This is a genomic window from Propioniciclava sp. MC1683 (assembly GCF_014164675.1).
GTDB lineage: Bacteria > Actinomycetota > Actinomycetes > Propionibacteriales > Propionibacteriaceae > Propioniciclava.
On the sequence record NZ_JACJFX010000028.1, the window covers coordinates 1 to 15757 of the forward strand.

Consider the following 15757-nt stretch of genomic DNA (forward strand, 5'->3'; position numbering starts at 1 on the left):
CGGGGCCTCCTCACGACTGTGGATAGGCCGAACCAAGGACCACCCTCGTTCGGTAACCCACGAACATGCGCGAGAGAGGCCCTGGCCCGCAACCCCTCACACAAGAGGAGCTGCTCATACCGTCTGAGCCGACGGGGGCGGGGCTAGCATCACCCCGATGACCAGTCCCGCCCCCACCGCCACCGCCCGCCTCACGCCGGCCGTGCGCATGGGGCTGTCGATCGCCGTCGCGGTCGGCCTCTACGGCATCTCGTTCGGCGCCTTGGCCGTCGCCGCCGGCCTGTCGGTCTGGCAGGCGGTCGCGCTCAGCGCGCTGATGTTCACCGGCGGCTCCCAGTTCGCCTTCATCGGCGTCATCTCCGGCGGGGGATCGCTCGCCGCCGCCACCACGGCCGCCTCGCTGCTGGGCCTGCGCAACGCCGTGTACGGGGTCCAGATCAACGCACTCCTGCGGCCCCGCCGGGCGATCCGCCCCTTGCAGGCCCACCTCACCATCGACGAGTCGACCGCCACGGCGGTCGCGCAGGTCACCACCGATGAGCGCCGCCGCGGCTTCTGGGCGGCCGGCATCGGCGTCTGGACCCTCTGGAACCTCTTCACCCTGCTCGGCGCCCTCGCCGGCGAGCGCCTCGGTGACCCGCAGGCCTGGGGGCTCGACGGCGCGGCGGTCGCCGCGTTCCTCGGCCTCCTCTGGCCCCGGCTCACCAGCGGGGACGCCCACGCCATCGCCATCGCCGCAGCCTTCGTGACGCTGGTCGCGGTCCCGTTCGTGCCGGCCGGCATCCCGATCATCCTCGCTGCGGTCGTCTCCGGGGCGATGGCCGTCGCCCAACACCGGAGGGACGCGTGACCGACCTCTGGATCTGGGTGCTGGCTGCCTGCGGCATCGCCTACGCCACCAAGCTCGCCGGGTACCTCGTGCCCGACAGCCTGCTCGACCGCCCGTGGGTCGCGACGGTCAGCGCGGGCATGACCGTCGGGCTCCTCACCAGCCTCGTGCTCGTCAACACGGTCGTCACGGGCACGGCCCTCGTGCTGGACGCCCGCCTCGCGGCCCTCGGGGCTGCTGCGGTCGCGCTGTGGCTGCGCGCCCCGTACCTCGTGGTCGTCGTCGTGGGCGCCATCGCCGCCGCGCTGGCCCGGCTGGCCGGGTTCTGAGCCCGGGCGCTCAGGCCGCCTCGGCGTCCGGCCAGGACACCTCGAGCCAGGGCGACCGCGGGTCGGAGAGCAACCGGGCCACGACCTGGGCGAACACCACGTGCCGCACGTCGTCGGGGCGCCCGCAGGACTGCTCGCCGGCCAGGAACGACTCGGCGAACGAGCCCCACGAGCCGTGCAGCCCGATCAGCAGGTCGGTCAGGGGCGCGGCGGCGGCGAGGGCCTCGGCGCGGGTCCAGTAGCCGACGCCCGCGGCCACGGTGGCGACGTGCAGGCACTCGGCGGCGAGCAGGGTGGCGCAGCTGGCCGAGCGGGGGGCGAGCGAGTGCGCGAGTGCCGAGCGGGTGGTGACGAACGTCTCGGCGCTGACGGCGTCGGTGACGTCGAACTCGTGGTCGAGGGCGGTGCGCCAGCGGCCGACCGGGCCCGGCAGCGCCATCAGCTGGAGCAGGGGCGCGCGACGGCCCTCGCGGGTGGCGGTGGCGAGCTCGAGGCCGACCCGCTCGCGGAAGGGTGCGGCGCACGCGACGGCGAAGCGCTCGGCCTCGGTGGCGCGCATCAGCTCGAGTTCGGCGGCGGCGTGGGCGGACGCCTCGGCGTGCAGGCGGCGGGCGCGGGCGGCGCGGAGCTCGGCGGCGCGGGAGGTGCTCCCGAGGGTCACGAGGTCGGCGACGGCGGCGAGGGTGACGATCGGGGTGCGACGAAGGGGGTGCGTCGTGGTCATGCCCTGATCCTGTGCCCGCCACCCGGGTGCGGGCATCCGACCGCGGGGGGAACCGGGGTGGCCATCGGGATGACCCTGACCCCCGCCGGCCCCGACGAAAGTCGACCCTAGGCGACCGGGGCGCGGTGCTGTCGCTCGTCGACCACGGCCAGCACGAGGGCCGCGAGGACGAACAGCGTGATGGCGAGGTAGGCGCCGGTGAACGCGGTGGTCCAGCCGAGCGGGACCAGCCCGAAGAACACGCCCACCACCATGGCGTTGCCCAGGGCAGCGCCGATGCGCTCGACGGTCTGCTTGATGCCGCCGGCCGTGCCGCCGTGCTCGGCCGGGACGTCCTGCATCGACAGGGTCTGGTTCGCCGACCCGAAGGCGCCCATCGCGAAGCCGTTCAGGGTGAGGGTCGCCGCCAGCACCCACCACGGGACGCCCAGCGGCTGCAGCAGCGCGACGCCCAGGCTGAGCAGCACGCCGAGCGCCATCAGCCCGAGCATCCACACGATCAGGGGGCGGCCGCGGTCCATGACGTAGCGCACCGACCACACCGACGAGAACGCGCTCACGACGGCGTTCGGGAGTCCGACCAGGCCGACGGCGATTGCGGCGACGCCCAGCCCGTTCTGCAGGAACAGCGCCAGCACGGCGAACGAACTGGCCACGCCGAGGAACATCGTCCCGGACACCAGCATCCCGTTGCGGAACGAGCGGTAGCCGAACAGCCCCATGTCCACCATCGGCGCCCCGCCGCGGGCGGCGTAGCGGCGCTCCCAGCGCACCCAGAGCCAGACCAGCACCGGCGCGGCGGGCAGCAGCCACCAGGCCCACGCGGCGTGGGCCATGAAGGGGTACATCAGCGCCAGGATGGCCAGCGTCAGCAGCACCGTCCCGACGGGGTCGAGGTCGAGCCGTCCGGACGCCGCGGGCCCGCCCCCGGCGCGCGCCAGCCGCCGCTTGCGCTCGGTCTCGAAGGGGAACCAAGCGAGCGCGAGGATGATCGCGAGCAGGCCGATCGGGATGTAGATGAAGAAGGCCCAGCGCCAGCCGTTCTCGGGGCCGAGCGCCTCGATGATCGCGCCGGTCAGTACCGGCCCGACCGCCACGGACGCCGAGATCACCAGCCCGAACATGGCGAACGCCTTGGCACGCCCCTGGCCCCAGAAGTACTGCTGGATCATGCCCGTGACCTGCGGCGAGAAGATGCCCGCCCCGATGCCCTGCACGATCCGGCCGACGTTGAGCAGGAACGGCGTGGGCGCCAGCCCGCACGCCAGCGAGGCCGCCACGAACAGGACCAGGCCGACCACGAACCACGTGCCCCGACCGAGCACGTCGCCGGCGCGTCCGGCGGGGATGAGCGAGACGCCCAGCGCCAGCGCGTACCCCGACAGTATCCACTGCACGTCGGTCGGGGTGGCGTCCAGCCCCAGCTCGATCGTGGGCAGCGCCACGTTGACCGCCGAGAGTGCCATCAGCGACATCGCCAGCGGCAGGAGCACGACGGACAGGACCTTCATGCGGTGGAAGGTCCGGTCGGTGCCCTCGACGCGGATGATGTTGGGGTCGGTCACCGGGCCGTTCTATCACCCGGGCACCCACATTCCCAGTCCGGCGTGGCAACCGTCTCAGGGGCGTGCCACAACGGGGAACGCGTTCAGGGGACCAGGGGCAGCACAGCGACCGCGGCCAGCCCGACGACGACGGCGACCGTGAACGAGGCCAGCGTGCCGATGATGAACCGCTCGCTGGCGCCGCCGGCCTGCTGCAGCTCGGGGTAGCGGCCCAGGCCCTTGACCGCGACCACGACCGCGATCAGCTCGGGGCGGCCGGCGATGATCGCCCCGGTGATCGCGACGCGTTCGAGGACACCGACCCACAGCCCGCCGCGCAGCAGCGGCCGCGAGGGCTTCGGCGTGCTCGCCAGGATCGGGACGAGGCGACCCGTGGCGTCCCGCTCGTACTCGGGGAGAATCACCTCGGGCACGCGCGCCCAGCGCAGGACCAGGACCGACACGCCCCAACCCCCCAGCACCGAGAGGGCGAGCGCGCCGACGACGACCAGGGTGGTCAGGAGCAGCGTCATGGGGCCTCCGCACGCTCGAGGAGTCGGACGAGCACAGGGTAGACCGCGCGCTCGACGGCGATGGCCGAGGCGGCCAGGGCCTGCGACACGTTCTGCGGCGAGACGCCAAGGGTCTCGGCGGCGGCGCGCTGGGTGGGGGCGGCGTCCACCGCGTCGACGACCGCCCACTGCCGGTCGGTGCGGCGGCGGAGGAGGGTGCCGATCAGGCCGGCCACCGCCTCGACGTCGGCCGCCACCTCGGGTTGGGACGCCGACACCACGGCGACCCGCACCTCGCCGGCGCCCTTCGCGCGGTCGACCGCGGCGCGCGCGTCGAGCAGGGCCTGCCCGCGCGCCGCCCGCACCGAGTCGGGCAGCGGGGTCTCCACTGGCCCGATGCCCAGGCCGACCGACCAGTTCCCGTCGCGGAGCACCACGAGCAGCGCGGCCAGCACGGCGTCGGCGTCGTCGAGCAGCCCCTGCACCTCGTCGCCGACCGTGCGCTCGAACGGCAGCACGGTCGGGACGGGGGCGAGGCCGTCCAGCAGGGCGGGGACGAGGTCCTCACCCGTCCGCGAGCGGTGCTGGTCGATCGTCAGGGCGAACATGCGTCAAGGATAAGAGGTTGATGATGCAGGATCAACCCGTAGAGGTTGTGACGACGCTCACCCCAGCGGCTGGCGTCCGATCGTGCCGACCAGCGACTCGCGGTAGGCGGCCGACCCGAGCCGGGCCACCGACTCCTCCGCCGCCTCCTGCCGGGCCGAGATGTCGAGCCGGGACGCCGCCTCGGCGTTCGCCGGCTCGGCCAGGAAGTCGGCCAGTCCGAGCGCCGCGCGGTGCGCCTGACGGAGCTCCTCGGTGCGCTTGGCGTCTAGGCGGGCGGCGTACCAGTCGCTGGCGAGCACCGACTCGCGGGTGAACTGCACCCGGAACTGCGGCGAGTCCAGGGTGAGTCCGTCCGCTGTCGAGCCGTTCGCCATGATCTCGAGCAGCCCGCGCAGGGGCGGCACGGCGTCCGCGATCGTGCCGTCGGCGATGTACGCCTGCGCGACCCGCTCGTGCGTGCGCACGATCGTGGCCATGGACTCGGCGAAGGTGTCGAGGTCCTGCCGCTCCGGCGCGAGCATCTCGGGGGTGAACACCGCATCGGGGTGCAGGAAGATGCGCCCGAAGTAGGTGATCGCGAAGGCCTCGTTCATGCGGTAGCCGAGCCGCGAGGCCCGGACGACCTCGCCGCGGTGCTCGAAGTCCTCCAGCTTCTCGAGGTAGCCGCCCTCGATGAGCGTGGACGCCGACCGCTCGTCGTCCTTCATCCGGCTGAACAGCTCGGGGACGAGCATCGAGAAGTCGTGGTCGATGCGCACCTTGGGACCGATCGTGCCGGCCGAGGACAGCCAGCCGTCGTACCCGGTCAGCACGAACGACAGGAACGCCGCGTTGAGGTCGTAGACCGCGGGCAGCGCGTTGAACGGCCCCTTGGTCATCGCGCCCTCCGAGCCCGCGCCCGTCGTCGAGGGCGACTTGCCGGTCATCGAGCTGATGAACTCCATGAAGAGCTCGGGCAGCTCCATGTAGTGCAGCGGGTTGTAGGTGCACAGCGGCGGGACGCCCGGCTCGGCGGCGTTGTTGCGCCGGCCCGCGGCGACGATGTCGACCGGGGCCGGGCAGGGCTCGTCGAGCGGCACCTGCTGGAACAGGTGCAGCGCGATGTCGGCCGTCGCCGTGGCCTCGGGCCGCGACAGGTCGGGGCGGACCTGCAGGTAGCGGGGGTTCTTCGAGGGCTTGCCGTCGACCAGGCGCGGCTCGGAGGAGGCCACGAAGTAGGCGGGGTGCTCGTCGGCCTCCGACTCGGCGACGTACTCGACCAGGTCGGCCATCGGCTCGGTGTAGAGCGAGAACGACTGCACGTCCTCGACCATCGCCCGGGCGTCGTCGCGCGTCAGCGGCTGGAAGTTCGAGATGAACGTGCCCGGCTGGGCCATGTCGAGCTCGGTCTGCTTGTCGTACCCGCGGTGGATGGCGTCGTCGGGCCGCTGGAACAGCAGGCGCTCGCAGTTGGCGACCACCTTGCGCGACAGGCCGGACGCCGTGGCGTCGGCGTGCGGGACGCTCGCGCCGGGCACGACCGTGGACGCCGTGATGTCGTCCTCGGACTGGACCTTGACCGCGGCCGAGAAGTCCGGGCGCAGCGAGAACAGCCGCCACGAGCCGTCGGCCTCGAACCCGACGCGCAGGTAGTTGGCGACGATCGGGTCGCCGTCCAGGCGCAGCGAGTTGCCCTCGCGGCCGTTGATCGTGCGCACGCTGAAGTGGCTGCGCCAGTCGTCGCCCCACTCGGGCCGGTGGTAGCGCTTGACCGTGAAGAGCAGCTCCTTCACGTGGTCGGGGATCGTGCGCAGGTACTCGTTGTGCTCGTCGGAGAAGCTCGGCGAGGGGGTCATCAGCTTGATGACCGAGCCGAGCGAGCGCTCCGGCGACAGGATCGGCCGGTGGTCGCAGCCGTTGCGGGCCGGGTCGGCGAAGCGGTGGCTGTAGTCGCCGTCGACCAGGCGCTGGACGTGGTCCATGTCCTCGGTCAGGTTCGACACCCAGATCGACCCGAACTGGAAGGCGTCCAGGATCGACTTGCTGATCTCGGACTTGCCGCCGCCCGACACGGTGGCCGGCTTGTGGCAGTGGGTGGGCTCGGGAGAGGTGCCCACGAGGTGCCACTGCGTCCGGTCCGTCTCGCGGTGCTTGGCGTGGACGCGGTAGCCGTTCGGCAGCAGGTAGGTCTGCCCGGCGCTGAGCGGGATCGACGCCTCGCCGTCGGGACCCGCCCAGGTGACCGTGCGGTTGCCCAGCGAGAAGCTCGCCCCGGCCGGGACGAGGACCAGGTGGTCCCACTCGGCGTGCTCGGCGTGGCCCTCGCGCTGGGGCAGCCACGCCTCGGGGTCGCGGGCGACCACGTCGGCGACGGTGTGGGACGCCGGGGTGCGGTCGTCGGTCCACTCGCGGCCGAGGTTGTAGGCGGGGAACACGATGGCGCCGCCGGCGTGCTCCTCCTCGGCGTTGCCCAGCAGGTTGGCGGAGTAGGAGATCTGGGTCTTGACCTCCTTCTTGCAGTAGCCGAAGTAGTTGTCGGCGATCACGGTGGCGATGACGCCGCGGGCGTCGCGCAGGCACAGCTTGAACGCCTGGCCGCCGTTGTAGCGCTCGTCCTCCGACTCCCAGCACTGGCCGTCGCGCTTCTGGCGCTCGGTGGCCTCGGAGACGTGGGGCAGGCCCAGTTCCTTCTTGGTGAGGGCGACCAGGTGGGGCGCGAGGACGACCAGGCCGGTGTGGCCGGTCCAGTGCTCGGGGTCGAGGGAGGCGTCGTGCTCGGGCAGGTAGGGGTCGCCGCCGTTGCCGAAGATCGACTCGACGAAGTCGAGGTTGGCGACCATGCCGCCGGGCACGATGAAGCGCACCTCGAGGCTGCGGTCGGGGGTGACCCCCACGACGGCCGGCACGACCAGGGGCCGCAGCAGCAGCGAGACGAAGCACTCGGCGGGCCGGTCGGAGGTGGAGGACCAGGGCAGGCGGAGGGCGTCCGTGGGCGGGGTGAAGGCGGCCGCGAAGATGCGGGAGGCGACGTCGCGGTCGACGGCGATCTTGTCGTCGGGGATGGGCAGGCCGCCCTCGGCGATGTGGAACACGCCCGCGGTCGTGCGGCGGTCGTTGGCCGGGTTGTGCAGCACGCCGTTGACGAGGCGGTAGCTCGACAGCAGGTCGGAGGAGAACTCGTCGGCGTCGACCGGCAGGCTCAGCTGTCGGGCCAGGCCGGGCTGGTCGAGCACGAGGGTGCGTCGCGGCAGGTCGACGGACGCCGCGGCCCCGGCCAGGTAGTCGTCCAGGAAGTCCTGGATGCGCTGGTCGGTGGGGGAGAGGCGGTCGGACAGCCGACGGGACATCTCGCGCTGGCGGGCCAGGAGCGGGGCGATGGTGGTGTCGGAGGTGAAGTCGTCCGCGTCGACCATGGGCTGGCCGATGAGGGCGAGGCGGAGGTTGATGGCTGCAGTGGAAGCGTCCATGCTTCTAGTCTCCCTGACAATCGTGATGCTGGCGAGGGGTTTCATCCGTTTGGTCCCGATCGGGTGCGGCGCGCCCGGTGTGCTGGGCGGGATCCGTTTGCCAGACTGGGACGTCGTGAGAGGAGGCCCCGTGGCCCAGGCCCGCAGCATCGTCGTGCTCCACCCGACCTCGTACCGGGAGTCGAAGGTGGTGGGCGAGCACCTCCGCGACGGCGACGTCGTGCTGCTCGACCTCACCCGGCTGGACGGCGACGACATGCACCGGCTGGTCGACTTCGTCTCCGGCCTGGTCTTCGGCCTGCAGGGCAACATCGACAAGGTGACCGCCTACGTCATGCTGCTTGTCCCCCCGGGCGTGACCGCGATCGACGACGAGAGCCACCTCACCGGGTCCTTCTACAACCAGAGCTGAGCCCGCGGCGTCCACGCCCGAAGCCTCAACCCGATCCTGAGAGTTCCTTGGGAATCCTTTGACCTGTCCTCAGGCGTCCTGACACCCTCGATGCTGGCCACCCCCAGCCGATCGACAGTGAGGACGACCATGGTTTCGAAGCGACTGGTGGCAGGGGCGACCGCGCTCGCGATCGCGACCTGGGGCACGATCGTCGCCGGCAGCCTGGCGATGTCGCAGGCCGGCGCGACCGAGTACCCGGTGTGGGACCAGGTGGCCCAGTGCGAGTCCGGCGGGAACTGGTCGATCAACACGGGCAACGGCTACTACGGCGGCGTCCAGTTCTCGCTGTCGACGTGGGCCGCCTTCGGCGGGCGCGAATACGCCTACTACCCGCACCACGCCAGCAAGGAGCAGCAGATCGCCATCGCGCGGCGCACGCTCGCGGTGCAGGGTCCCGGCGCGTGGCCCACCTGCTCGGTGAAGGCCGGCCTCACCAAGGAGAACGGCGGCGCGGACCGCGACGCCCAGCCGGAGGGCGACGGCGGCTCGACGCCGGCCCCGGCTCCCAGCGACGAGCTCACCGTCAACGGCGACCTCGACCGCCCGACCATCATCGCGATGCAGGAGTGGGTCGGCACGACCCCCGACGGCATCTGGGGCCCGGCCACGACCCGTGCGCTGCAGACCAAGGTGGGCGTGTCCGTGGACGGCGTCCGCGGCCCGGAGACCAACCGCGGCGTCCAGCGCACGGTGGGGGCGACGGTTGACGGCATCTGGGGCCCGGCCACGACCCGTGCCCTGCAGACCTACCTGAACAACCTGGGCTGAGAGGCTGCGGCTGCGGGAGGAAGGGGTGACCCGGAGCCACCCCTGACCCTCCCCTTGAGCCGCTTCCCGGACGCCTCGCGCGGGGGGATCATGGAGCCATGACTGATCCTCAGGCCCAGAACTCGATGCCGGACCCCCAGGGCGGGAAGCCCTGGGCCAACCCCATGGACGCGCCCCCGCCGTTCCCGAACGCGGGGCCCTCCTACAACGCGTACTCCAACCCGTACACCTCCACCCCGAACCCGGGCTGGACGCCGTCCCCGAACTACGGCGCCCCCCAGCGCACCAGCGCCGACGAGCGGATGTGGGCGATGCTGGCCCACCTGTCCGCCCCGATCGCCGCGGTCGTCTCGGCCGGCTGGCTCACGATCGTCGGCCCGCTCGTGGTCTACCTCACCCAGAAGGACCGCTCGCACTTCGTGCGCAACGCCTCGGCCGGCGCGTTCAACTTCACCCTCGCGATGTGGCTGGTCAGCCTGATCGGCTGGATCCTGACCTTCACCATCATCGGTGCGATCGTTGGTGTCCCGATGATCCTGATTGGCGCCTTCGGCTCGATCGTGCTGGGCATCGTCGGAGCCATCAAGTCGTGGAACGGCGAGTCCTACACCTACCCCTGGCAGCTGAAGGTCCTCAACTGACCTGACCTGACACACCCCGCATGACGGCCCGCGGGCTCACCTCGGAAGGTGGGCCCGCGGTGCCATGCGTGGACCGTGTTGCGGGTGCCGTACGCCGGCGAGTTCCAGCAGGCGCTGCACCCGGTAGCGGTGCCCGGCGTACGGCTGCAGCAGTTCGGCGGCCGCGTCGTCGTCGGTCTGCTCGCCGACCAGGGCCCACCCGATGCTGCGGGCGACGTGGTAGTCGCCCAGGCTCACCGCGTCGGCGTCGCCGTGGGCGCGCTGCCGCACCTCCGCGCTCGTCCAGCGCCCGATGCCGGGCACCGAGCGCAGCCGGGCGTCGGCGTCCGGCGCGCCGAGCGTGCGCTCGAGGCCGGACGCCACCCGCGCGGCCCGCTGCAGGGTCACCGACCGGGCATGGTCGACCGGCAGCTGGAGCCATTCCCACGACGGGATCGCCCGCGCCTGCTCGGCGGTGGGGGACAGCCGCAGCCCCAGGTCGGCGCCGGGACCGGGGGCAGGGACGCCGTACCGGCGGACCAGCCGGCGCTGCGCGCCGAAGGCCTCCTGCCCGGTCACCTTCTGCTCGATGATCGCCGGGAGCAACGCCTGCCAGACCACCCCGCCGCGCCCGACCCGCCAGTGCCGGTGGGCGTGCCAGGCGCGGGCCAGCACCGGGTGCCCGGGCAGCGGCTCGAAGCCGGCCGGGTCGTCGTCGGCGCCCAGCAGCGCGGGGAGGCTCGCCAGCGCCCAGTCGGCGCCCTCGCCCCACGCGGCCGCCTCGACCACGCCCAGCCCCGCCCGCGGCAGCACCCGGAGGGTCGCCGGCCCCGCCGGGGTGTGGAGCGCTCGCCAGTGCCGGCCAGCCTCGTCGACACGGTAGGTCGGGTCGCCGGCGCCGCGTCGCCAGGTCGACCAGATGGACGCCACCGGACAGGGCCAGGCGGGCGTCCAGGTGCGGGTGCGTTCGGTCATGTCGACGGCGTGGCCCGGAAGGCCCGCCGGGGCGTGGGAACGCTGCCGCTGTGGGCCGGGTTGTCCAGGTCGCGCAGGCGCCCGGCCGCCTCCAGCAGGGACGCCGTGGCCGCCCGGTCGTCGTCGGCCCGGCCGTCGGCCACGGGGTAGCTCGGCGGGACGTCGCGCGCGACCAGGTCGGTGTAGTGCGGCCAGTTCTCGCGCACGTCGTGCAGCAGGTCGCCGAGGCCCGCGGTGGCGGTGCGGTAGCGGATCCAGCGGTGGTTGTCCCAGTCGAAGGACTCAAGGAGCGCAGCCCCCTCCTCGCCGCGGCGGGCGACGTCGGCGACCACCTCGGGCGGCATGGTCAGGTGCAGGCCCCCCGCGTCCTCGGGGATGCGGACCTCGACCACCCGGTCGCGGTTGCCAGCGGCGGGGACGGTCAACGCGTCGCGCCAGTCGACCAGCACGCCCAGGATCGCCTCGACGAACTGGCCCGCCCCCGTGATCGGGCGCACGCGGCCGAGGATGCCGGAGTTGTTCGTCACCGGACGGAACGCCACCGTGTCGGGGAAGTCGGGGTGCGGCGCCTCGAGCGTGACCCCGAAGGTCGGGTGGCCGGGCAGGGGCGCGTCGAAGAACTCCAGCGGGAAGTTCGAGGTCAGCCCGCCGTCGGAGAACCACACCTCGCGGTAGGCCCAGTTGCCCTCGGCCCGGTAGCGGTCGAGCACCCACATCGGGACGGCGCTGACCACGCCGGGGAACGACAGGCTGAGCCGCACGCCGACGACGACCGGCACGTCGGACGGGTGGGGCAGCTGGCGCAGCCGGGTGCCCGGGTGGTGTGGGCAGTGGTCGGGGATGGGCGTCGGCTCGCCGTCGATGCGCTGGCGCTGGGGGTGGGCCGGCTTCGACGCCTCCTCCAGCGCCGCGACGACGCGTGGGGGGAACCACCCGGCCCAGCACGTGGGGCACCAGTGGAAGATCCGCGTGGTGAACGGGAACGTGTAGGGCCGCCGCAACGACAGGCAGGTCGTCATCACCTGCAGGTCGACCCGCGGGGAGAACGCCTCGAGCTCCACCGGGTCGACCACCCGCTCGGCGCTGCCCAGCCGGAGCCGCCGGTGCTGCTCGACCGCCTCGGGGCCCCAGAGGTCGCCGAACGTCAGCACCCGCCCGGCGGGGAGCCCGGCCACGGCGTCGAGGGTGTCGGTGAGCCACTCCGTGAGCGCCCCGCCCGGCTCGGTGCCCTCGGCCGGGTCGGTCAGCCCCCGGACCAGCCCGTACCCGTTGTCGACCATGCGCTCGACGCCGACCCGGACGAACCACCACAGCGACGCGAGGGCGACGATCCCGGCCAGCAAGACAGCCAGGAGCGTGCCGGCGACCAGGGCGGCCCACGGGGCGGCGCCGCCCCACGCCCAGACCGCCAGCCCTAACCCGACCCCGGCGGCCAGGCACAGGACCAGGCCGGGCCCGAGGCGTCCGGACGTGCCGGCCACCGCGTGCCGCAGCGCGGGGCCGACCTTGCCGCCGACCCCGCGCCGGTCGACCAGGGCGAGCACCGCCGCGAGGTGGTGGCGTAGGTCGTGCCGCGGCGCGAACAGCCCCGGCAGGCCGTGGGCCAGCGTGTCGGGCATCGTGTGCAGGAGCTCGAACCCGGTCGGGCCGTCGCCCGCGGGTACGTGGCCACCCGCCCGCTCGTGGCGGTCGAACTCGGCCGCCGCGGTGAACGCGGCCGCGATCGCGCCGGCGGAGGCGCCGCCGATGCGCACGAAGCGGTGCCGCCGGGCCAGCCGCGTGACCAGGTGGGGGTAGACGATGCCGCTCGTCACCCCACCCTTCATCACGAGGTCGCAGGGGGTCGGGGTGGTCATGCGCGAAACCCTACGAGCAGCCGCCGACAAAGAGAACGCCCCCTGCGAGGATGGGCGCATGCCCACGCTCACCCACGTCTGCGTCGTGCACGCGCTACTGCCCGACGACGGCCACTTCGGCGCCACGGCGATCGACAAGCGGCCGGTGTCCGGCCCGGTGCAGGTCAACCGGCTCAACGTGCGCGGCGACGTGCAGGTCGACCGCAAGCACCACGGGGGCCGGTTCCGCGCCGTCTACGTCGTCGCCGACGAGGACGCCGCCGTCATCGAGGCCGAGCTCGGCCGTGCGATGCCGGTCGGGTGGATGGGCGAGAACTTCCGGGTGACCGGAGCGGGGTCGCTCTCCGACGTGCTGGTCGGCGAGCGCTGGCGGGTGGGCGGGGCCGAGATCGCCTTCACCGAGCCGCGGGTCCCGTGCGCCACCTTCGCCCGGTTCGTCGGCGAGCGCGGGTACGTCAAGCGGTTCACCACGCTGGGGCGTCCGGGCGGGATGTGCGAGGTGCTCACGCCCGGCCCCGTCGAGGCCGGGCAGGCGATCGAGGTCGTCCACCGACCCGCACACGGGCTCACCCTCGGGATGGCGTTCGCGAACCGCTACCCGCCGGACGTGGCGGCGGCGTTCCTCGCCGAGGTGCCCGAGGCCGACATCACGCCCGACGTGCTCGCGAAGGCGAGGGCATCGCTGGCCTGACGTGGCCCGGTGTGGTCGGATGGGTCCATGGGACGGCAGGACTGGCAGGACATGCTCAAGCACCGCGTCTCGCGGGTGGCGCACGGGACCGGACGGCGTCCGGTGCTGCAGGCGGCCTACGGCGGGTTGATCGGGGTCGAGTCCGCGGCTGCCGCCGCGTGGGCCGGACGCCGCGGGCGCGGCCCGGTGGACCCCGGCACCCTCACCCTGGTCGTCAAGACCTTCGAGCGGCCCGCCGTGCTGCGGCGCATGCTCGCCAGCGTGCGGAAGGTGTTCGCGGGGCCGGTCGTGGTCGCCGACGACAGTCGCACCCCGGGACGGGTCGACGACCCTCGCACCACCGTGCTCGCCCTGCCCTTCGACACAGGCATCGGGGCCGGCCGCAACGCCCTGCTGGACGCCGTCGAGACCCCGTACGTGTTCATGACCGACGACGACATGGTGCTGCTGCCCGACTTCGATGTCACCCGGGCCATCGACTACCTCGAGCGCAACCCGCAGGTCGACGTGGTCGGCGGGCGGGTCGTGCACCTGCCCCTGTGGCGCACGGCCGACTACTCCTCGGCCGCCCTGTACGCCCAGCGCGGTGAGCCCAAGGTGCGGCAGGGGACGCTCATCGACGGCCTGCCCGTGGCGTACAAGGTGCCCAACTTCTACATCGCGCGCACGGCCTCGGTGCGCTCCATCGGCTACGACGACCGGCTCAAGCGCGTCGACCACAACGACTTCTTCACCTCCGCCTACGGCCGCCTGGTCTGCGTCGTCGACCCGGCGATGGTGTGCCTGCACGCGCACTCGTACTTCGACGCGCACTACCAGGGATTCCGCATGAACACCGCGGCCGACCTGGCCTGGATCGCGCAGAAGTGGGGCGGCCACGATGCGAGCCTGCCGACCGCCGAGGGCGGGCTCACCGCCGGCCAGCGCCTGGCGTTCCACCACGCGGCGGTCGAGGTGGTTGCGCGCGACCTCGGAGTGACGGTGGTGCACGGGGGCGGGCCCGACAGCGAGGCCGTTCGGATCAGCGTCCCCGGCGATGCGGAGCCGCTCCTGGCCGTGCTCGGCACGATGGGCTGGCGTGGCTCGCGGGGCCACCTCACCCACCCGCTGTGGGGCGACCTGCAGGTGCACCCCGCCGGCGAGGGCGTGGCCGACACCGCCCCCGCCAGCTTCACCGGCATCACGGGCCTGGCCGTGGAGGCCGGGCGCTGGCCCGTGCCCGAGGCGGGCGGCGACGTGGGCGGGCCCGCGGCGTCCGGGATTCGTCGCTCGCCGCGTGCGGGCTGGCTGGACGCCGGCGAGATCGTGCTCGCCGCGGCCCTGCCCGCCGGGCCGGTGCTGACCCTCACCTCGCCGGGTGACCTGGTCTTCGCCGGCTTCGGTCCGGGCCGCCGCCCGGCCGACGAGGTCGTCGCCGAGGTGCTGGCCGCCTTCGACGACCCGCCTGCCGACGCGGCCGAACAACTGGACGGTTTCGTGCGCCTTCTCGTGGAGCAGGGGCTGCTCGAGCGCTAGCCTCGGGGGTATGGGGGACGCAGCGGGGGCGGCCAAGCAGGCCGCTGACAAGGGCAAGGACGCCGCTCGGACGATCGAGGGATCGAGTGCGTACCAGTGGCTGGTGAAGGTCGGGCTGGTGTTCTACGGCATCGTCCACCTGCTGGTCGCGGTCACGGCCGTGCGCATGGCGTTGGGCCTGCGCGGCTCGGACGAGGAGGCCTCCAACACCGGGGCGCTCCGCTCGCTCGCCGAGACGCCGCTCGGGGCCGGCCTGCTGTGGGTCGTGGCCGCCGGCTTTTTCGCGCTGGTCGTGTGGCAGGCGGTGACGGCGCTGATCGGGTTCCACGAGTTCGACGGGTTCAAGCGGGTCCGCAAGCGCCTCTCGGCGGCCCTGCGTACCGTGCTGTACGGCTACCTCGGCGTGGCTGCGGCCCGGATCGCCTCGGGCCCCGACGTCGAGGACGGGGAGGACGCCCAGGAGTCGCTGTCTCAGGGACTGCTCGGGCTGCCGTTCGGGCAGGTGCTGGTGGGCATCGTCGGGCTGGCCGTGCTCGGGTACGCCATCGCCCAGGTGAGCAAGGCGTTCCGCACGTCGTTCCATGACGAGCTCGACACCACCCTCACCGGCGCCAAGCTGCGCCTGACCCAGGCCGGCTTCGTCGGCAAGGGCATCGCCATCGGCATCGTCGGCGCGCTGTTCCTGTGGGCGGCGCTGGACGCCGACGCCCAGAAGGCCGGCGGCCTGGACAAGGCACTGCAGCAGGTGCTGCAGCAACCCCTCGGGATGTGGCTGCTGCTGGCCCTGGCCCTGGGCATCGGCGCCTACGGCATCTACTGCTTCTTCTGGGCCAGACACCCCAAGCACGCCTGACCGGACGACGCCCCACACGGGTCCGGGTGGGG

The 15757-nt window shown here is 73.1% G+C and carries 15 protein-coding genes; 8 read left to right on the plus strand and 7 right to left on the minus strand.

Translation table 11 applies throughout. From position 1 onward, the window contains the following. The first annotated feature begins 157 nt into the window (after window positions 1–157). Together H5397_RS13685 and H5397_RS13690 are read left to right on the plus strand one after the other, a co-directional pair. Window positions 158–850, plus strand: coding sequence for an AzlC family ABC transporter permease (locus H5397_RS13685; RefSeq protein ID WP_182818112.1), 693 nt, complete (start codon window positions 158–160; stop codon window positions 848–850). Next, the gene (locus H5397_RS13690; protein WP_182818113.1) at window positions 847–1158 is read left to right on the plus strand and encodes an AzlD domain-containing protein; all 312 of its coding nucleotides are present in this window, start codon (window positions 847–849) and stop codon (window positions 1156–1158) included. Before H5397_RS13685 ends, H5397_RS13690 begins: the two co-directional genes overlap by 4 nt. Window positions 1159–1168: 10 nt before the next feature. On the opposite strand, the gene H5397_RS13695 is transcribed toward H5397_RS13690, so the two are convergent. From H5397_RS13695 to H5397_RS13715, 5 genes are all read right to left on the minus strand, one after another. Continuing rightward, on the minus strand, window positions 1169–1882 hold the full coding sequence (locus H5397_RS13695) for a DUF1266 domain-containing protein (RefSeq protein WP_182818114.1): 714 nt from the start codon (window positions 1880–1882) through the stop codon (window positions 1169–1171). A gap of 107 nt (window positions 1883–1989) precedes the next feature. After that, complete coding sequence (locus tag H5397_RS13700) at window positions 1990–3447, minus strand: MFS transporter (protein ID WP_243760819.1); 1458 nt, start codon at window positions 3445–3447, stop codon at window positions 1990–1992. A gap of 83 nt (window positions 3448–3530) precedes the next feature. Beyond that, complete coding sequence (locus H5397_RS13705; protein WP_182818115.1) at window positions 3531–3959, minus strand: hypothetical protein; 429 nt, start codon at window positions 3957–3959, stop codon at window positions 3531–3533. Further along, window positions 3956–4546 carry a hypothetical protein gene (locus H5397_RS13710; RefSeq protein ID WP_182818116.1) on the minus strand — a complete coding sequence of 197 codons (591 nt, stop codon included), beginning with the start codon at window positions 4544–4546 and terminating at the stop codon, window positions 3956–3958. Before H5397_RS13710 ends, H5397_RS13705 begins: the two co-directional genes overlap by 4 nt. 57 nt (window positions 4547–4603) lie before the next feature. After that, on the minus strand, window positions 4604–7993 hold the full coding sequence (locus H5397_RS13715; RefSeq protein ID WP_220492288.1) for a hypothetical protein: 3390 nt from the start codon (window positions 7991–7993) through the stop codon (window positions 4604–4606). A gap of 130 nt (window positions 7994–8123) precedes the next feature. Between H5397_RS13715 and H5397_RS13720 the strand changes: the two genes are divergently transcribed. The 3 genes from H5397_RS13720 (at window position 8124) to H5397_RS17730 (ending at window position 9856) form a co-directional block, all read left to right on the plus strand. Next, window positions 8124–8405 carry a cell division protein SepF gene (locus H5397_RS13720; protein WP_182818119.1) on the plus strand — a complete coding sequence of 94 codons (282 nt, stop codon included), beginning with the start codon at window positions 8124–8126 and terminating at the stop codon, window positions 8403–8405. Window positions 8406–8534: 129 nt separating this feature from the next. After that, on the plus strand, window positions 8535–9215 hold the full coding sequence (locus H5397_RS18680) for a transglycosylase family protein (protein WP_182818120.1): 681 nt from the start codon (window positions 8535–8537) through the stop codon (window positions 9213–9215). Between the two features lie 98 nt (window positions 9216–9313). After that, window positions 9314–9856, plus strand: a complete 543-nt coding sequence (locus H5397_RS17730; protein WP_220492289.1) for a DUF4870 domain-containing protein — start codon at window positions 9314–9316, stop codon at window positions 9854–9856. A 36-nt stretch (window positions 9857–9892) separates the two neighbouring features. Here the strand turns inward: H5397_RS17730 and H5397_RS13735 are convergent, their stop codons facing one another. Next, window positions 9893–10810 (minus strand): DNA-3-methyladenine glycosylase, encoded by a 918-nt coding sequence (locus tag H5397_RS13735; RefSeq protein WP_182818121.1) that lies wholly within the window; start codon window positions 10808–10810, stop codon window positions 9893–9895. After that, window positions 10807–12666, minus strand: a complete 1860-nt coding sequence (locus H5397_RS13740) for a patatin-like phospholipase family protein (RefSeq protein WP_182818122.1) — start codon at window positions 12664–12666, stop codon at window positions 10807–10809. Before H5397_RS13740 ends, H5397_RS13735 begins: the two co-directional genes overlap by 4 nt. A 58-nt stretch (window positions 12667–12724) precedes the next feature. Between H5397_RS13740 and H5397_RS13745 the strand changes: the two genes are divergently transcribed. Genes H5397_RS13745 through H5397_RS13755 form a run of 3 tightly spaced genes read left to right on the plus strand, consistent with a single transcriptional unit; the run spans window position 12725 to window position 15725 of the window. Further along, the gene (locus H5397_RS13745) at window positions 12725–13357 is read left to right on the plus strand and encodes an MOSC domain-containing protein (protein WP_182818123.1); all 633 of its coding nucleotides are present in this window, start codon (window positions 12725–12727) and stop codon (window positions 13355–13357) included. Window positions 13358–13384: 27 nt separating this feature from the next. Further along, complete coding sequence (locus H5397_RS13750; protein WP_182818124.1) at window positions 13385–14872, plus strand: glycosyltransferase; 1488 nt, start codon at window positions 13385–13387, stop codon at window positions 14870–14872. A 10-nt stretch (window positions 14873–14882) separates the two neighbouring features. Further along, entirely contained in the window at window positions 14883–15725 is an 843-nt protein-coding gene (locus H5397_RS13755; RefSeq protein ID WP_182818125.1) for a DUF1206 domain-containing protein, read from the plus strand. The last annotated feature ends 32 nt before the right edge of the window (window positions 15726–15757 follow it).

Coding starts and splice junctions, on each gene's coding strand:
- H5397_RS13685 (WP_182818112.1), top strand. CDS start 158: ATGACCAGTCCCGCCCCCACCGCCACCGCCCGCCTCACGCCGGCCGTG.
- H5397_RS13695 (WP_182818114.1), bottom strand. CDS start 1,882: ATGACCACGACGCACCCCCTTCGTCGCACCCCGATCGTCACCCTCGCC.
- H5397_RS13705 (WP_182818115.1), bottom strand. CDS start 3,959: ATGACGCTGCTCCTGACCACCCTGGTCGTCGTCGGCGCGCTCGCCCTC.
- H5397_RS13710 (WP_182818116.1), bottom strand. CDS start 4,546: ATGTTCGCCCTGACGATCGACCAGCACCGCTCGCGGACGGGTGAGGAC.
- H5397_RS13715 (WP_220492288.1), bottom strand. CDS start 7,993: ATGGACGCTTCCACTGCAGCCATCAACCTCCGCCTCGCCCTCATCGGC.
- H5397_RS18680 (WP_182818120.1), top strand. CDS start 8,535: ATGGTTTCGAAGCGACTGGTGGCAGGGGCGACCGCGCTCGCGATCGCG.
- H5397_RS17730 (WP_220492289.1), top strand. CDS start 9,314: ATGACTGATCCTCAGGCCCAGAACTCGATGCCGGACCCCCAGGGCGGG.
- H5397_RS13735 (WP_182818121.1), bottom strand. CDS start 10,810: ATGACCGAACGCACCCGCACCTGGACGCCCGCCTGGCCCTGTCCGGTG.
- H5397_RS13740 (WP_182818122.1), bottom strand. CDS start 12,666: ATGACCACCCCGACCCCCTGCGACCTCGTGATGAAGGGTGGGGTGACG.
- H5397_RS13745 (WP_182818123.1), top strand. CDS start 12,725: ATGCCCACGCTCACCCACGTCTGCGTCGTGCACGCGCTACTGCCCGAC.
- H5397_RS13750 (WP_182818124.1), top strand. CDS start 13,385: ATGGGACGGCAGGACTGGCAGGACATGCTCAAGCACCGCGTCTCGCGG.
- H5397_RS13755 (WP_182818125.1), top strand. CDS start 14,883: ATGGGGGACGCAGCGGGGGCGGCCAAGCAGGCCGCTGACAAGGGCAAG.